A 3,741-nucleotide genomic window follows, 5' to 3' on the forward strand; every position below is an offset into this window, starting at 1 on the left:
CACCGGCGAGGGCGTGGCGGACGGCGAGCCCGCCGCCGACGGCTGCCGCCGCGAGGACGACCCCGCGCACACGGGTCCTCGTCCGGCCGTGCCAGCCGCCCTGCACCGCGGCGTCGGCCGCGACCGGGGAGGGACGGTGCAGGTTCCCGCTCGTCGGCGCGGCCCCGTGCCGGCGGGACAGGTGCTGGGTGTCGACGTGGCGGGCGATCGCGCGCGCCGTCTTCTCCGGGTGCTTGCGCGCTGCCCGTAGGAGGCTGCCCGCCCCGGACCCGACCGGGATCTCGGGACGCGGGTGGCGCACGGCGTCGACGACCGCGTCGGCCACCCGCTGCGGCGCGTTGACCGGCGGCATCGCCAGGAGCCGGCGGCCCGTGTGGTTCCCGGCCTGGTGGAAGAAGGGCGTGTCGACCGTCGTCGGCAGCACGGACACGACGTGGATGCCCTTCTGCCCCTCCAGCCGCAGCTCGGACCGGACGCTTCCGGCCAGCGAGAGGACCGCGGCCTTCGCCATGGAGTACGGGGCGCCGTACGGCACGGGGATGACGGACAGCACCGACGCGATGTTGACGATCACGCCCTCGCCGCGGTCGCGCATGAGCGGCAGGACCGCGCGGATGCCGTGGAGGTACCCCAGGACGTCGACGTCCAGGACCCGCCGGACGTCCTGGAGGGGCAGCTCCTCGACGGAGCCGTAGACCGCGACCGCGGCGTCGTTGACCCACACGTCGACGCGACCGAACTCCTCGACCGCCCGGTCGGCCAGCTCGCGCACCGCCGCCTCGTCCGTGACGTCGACGGGCACCACCATCGTGCGCGCACCCGCCTTCCGGACCTCGCGCGCGAGGTCCTCCAGCGCGTCCTCGCGTCGTGCGGCGAGGACCACCGCCCCCGCCTTGTGCTCGGCGAACGCCAGGGCTGTCGCCCGGCCGATCCCGCTCGAGGCGCCGGTCACGACGACGACGCGGCCACGGATACGCATGGGTCCTCCGGGAGGGGTGAGGGGATGGGACTCCCTCCACCCTGCGCCAGCCGGGCCGCCCCCGCACTCGCAGGGACGGCCCGGCTGGGGACAGCGGTCAGGGGATGTCGGCCTGTGCCGCCTCCACCGTCAGCTGCTTGGCGTCGTAGTCGGTGAGGAGGCGCTGGTCCTCCAGCGACCGGACGCTCTCGCGGACCTGGCGCACGTAGTCACCGTGGTTCCGGTAGAGCGCATCCAGGGTGGCCTGGTCGAACGGGTCCTCCCAGCCGGCGATGAAGCAGAACGACGCACCGGTCGCCGCCCCGTACCAGGTGCTGGCGGGCACGTCGAGATAGGGCGAGCGCCAGCCGCCCTGGACGTTGCCGAACTCGTCGAGCACGGGCGCGCCGTTCTCGACGAGGATCGGGTCGATGCGCGGCGGGGCGATCCCGTCCCGGACCCACAGGTCGAGGTTGTGCAGCGCGGCGTTGAAGAAGATCTCGTTGGGCAGCCGGCTGCGCTCGCCCTCGTTGCAGGCCATCGGCGGCACGGACCGGTCGGCCGCGAGGATGTCCTCGGGGGCGGCCGAGTAGTACAGCTCCTCCGGGGTCGCGTGACCGGCACCGGCGAGCTCGTAGTGGCGGTACCGGTCGCCCGGCTCGTCGCTGTCGGCCCGACGCGCGCCGATGCCACGCAGGTAGTCGGACTGGGACATGACCCGCATCACGGGCACGCCGACGTCCTGGATCTGCCGGCGCGGGTCGGTCGCCGGCGGGGCCGGCTCGCACTGGTTCATCGGGTAGGCACCGGCGAAGGCGCCACCGGCGACGGCGACGAGGTAGCCGTCGTACGGCTGCTCGCCGGTCTCCTCCACCACGAGCGGACGGACCGCGTTGATGTAGTTGACGAGGTAGCCGCCGGTCTGGGAGTACCCGAACCCGTAGGCCAGCTCGACGTCGCTGGTGCCGTCGCCGTAGGTGAGCGGGTTCGTCGCGTCGTCGGCGCGGAGCCACTGGCCGACCTGGGTGTAGATGTCCCAGACCATGCCGTTCTCCGTCTCGCGCGAGCTGTCCGCCGCGACCGTCGCGCAGTTGCGCGGGTCGCTCAGCGGCAGCGGGTTGGCGAAGGACAGGTCGCCGTAGCGCTCGGGGTCGAAGTTCTTCAGGGCGTCGACCGAGATGGGCTTGGCCGTGATGCCGACCCAGGTGTCGCCGTTGTCGATGATCTCCTCGTGGGCGACCGCCCAGCCGATGTTGAGGTCGAACCAGTTCGACGGGTTGAGCATCTCCACGACGGCGGCGCCGCTGAAGTGCTGCTCCTTCGCCGGCCGCCGGACCAGGACGCGGGTGGTGTACGGGGCGTCGGGCGTGACGACCTGCGCGGGGCCCTCCTGCGGCCACGTGTAGACGTTCGACAGCCCGCTGACCAGGTACTCCTCCTCGACGTACCCGACCTTCGCGAGGTCCTGGGGGACGAGCTGGTGGTCCGCCGCACCGAAGGGGTACGAGTCCGCCGTGACCGGGAGCGGGCCGACGACGTTCGTGAGCCCGAGGTCGCTCAGCGCGTCGCCGATCGCCGTCGGGGCTGCGGCAGGTGCCGCTGCCGCCGGTGCGGCGGCGGAGGCACCGCGCGGTGTGGGGCGGTCGGCCCCGGTGGCGGCGCCGACGGGGACGAGCGCCAGCGCGAGGGCGCCGACGAGGGCACCGACTGCTGGTCTCGCGAGGGACGGTGGAGTGGTCCTCATGGTGCGTGCACCTCCGGGCCCAGGGGGCCGTCGTCAGGGGCGCCGCGCCTGCCCTGCCCGGGCCGACGACGGTGCCGGCACCGCGCCGTCGCGGTGTCCCGGTGACCGTAGGAAGGCCCCGGGCGGCCCGCATCCGGTGGGCGGGGGGTTGGGAGGATGCGCAGGGCGGGGCCGACGACGCGCCGCCGAATCGGGACGAACCACCCCGGACCTGCCTTCGCGCGCACGTCGGTGCAGCGCCGGCGGTCGGGTCGCCGGGTCGGCGACCGGCCGGGTCCGGTCCGGGCTTGTCGTGTCTTCTCCTGTCGTGTCGTGTCCTCTCCTGTCGCGTCGTGTCCTCTCCTGTCCTGTGAAGCGTTTGTCGCGCCGGGTCGCACGAAGTCTTCGCCGTGGCGCCGGTGGTGCTGGTGCGACGTGCCGTGTCGGTGGTGGGTGGTGTGCTGGGGACCTGTCACCGCACCACCACGGAGGGACCCCACGATGACCGCCGCAGCACTCGACCGACCGACCGCGAGCGCACCGGAGGAGCGCACGCACCCGGCCGCGTCGCCCGTCGAGACGTCGCTGGCGACGGCGGTGACCCGCGCGCTCGCGCAGGCGGGGTCGGGGCAGGTGGGGTCGGGGCAGGTGGGGTCGGGGGCGGTCGTCGTCGTGACGGACGACGACGACGCCACGGCACGCGCGACCGCCGAGGTCGCCCGCGCGGGCGGGGGGGCACGGCTCGAGGGTCTGCGCACCACTACCTCCCCGGTCCTGCGCCGCGCCGTGCTCGACCGCGTGGCGCTCGGGCAGGTCGACGTCGTCGTCGTCTCGGCGGGGGCCTGGGACCCGGCCGAGCTGCCGGACGTCGCCCTGGTCGACGCGCGGACGACGCCCCCGCCGGTCCCGGGTCGCCGCCCCGTGCTGTGCCGCCTCGGGGCACGGTGACCACGGGCACGGTGACCACGGGCACGGGATCGTCGACGCCGGGCAGGAGGTCACCCGCGACGGGCGACGGGACGGGCAAGGGGCGACGTGGTCACGGGCAACGTGGTCACGG

General features: G+C 74.4%; 3 protein-coding genes. 1 reads left to right on the forward strand and 2 read right to left on the reverse strand.

Going from position 1 to position 3,741, the window contains the following annotated elements; genetic code table 11:
* Both N866_RS12700 and N866_RS12705 read right to left on the reverse strand, forming a co-directional pair.
* Nucleotides 1-979 (reverse strand): SDR family NAD(P)-dependent oxidoreductase (locus N866_RS12700; protein WP_034226867.1); only part of this gene is annotated, 979 nt, incomplete at its 3' end.
* A 97-nt stretch (nucleotides 980-1,076) separates the two neighbouring features.
* Nucleotides 1,077-2,702: an alpha/beta hydrolase domain-containing protein gene (locus tag N866_RS12705; protein ID WP_034226869.1), complete on the reverse strand. Its 1,626-nt coding sequence runs from the start codon at nucleotides 2,700-2,702 to the stop codon at nucleotides 1,077-1,079.
* Between the two features lie 480 nt (nucleotides 2,703-3,182).
* Here N866_RS12705 and N866_RS12710 point away from each other — a divergent pair, with 480 nt between their 5' ends.
* On the forward strand, nucleotides 3,183-3,629 hold the full coding sequence (locus N866_RS12710; RefSeq protein WP_034226872.1) for a hypothetical protein: 447 nt from the start codon (nucleotides 3,183-3,185) through the stop codon (nucleotides 3,627-3,629).
* Nucleotides 3,630-3,741 lie beyond the last annotated feature (112 nt).

Source organism: Actinotalea ferrariae CF5-4 (assembly GCF_000603945.1).
Classification (GTDB): Bacteria; Actinomycetota; Actinomycetes; order Actinomycetales; family Cellulomonadaceae; genus Actinotalea; species Actinotalea ferrariae.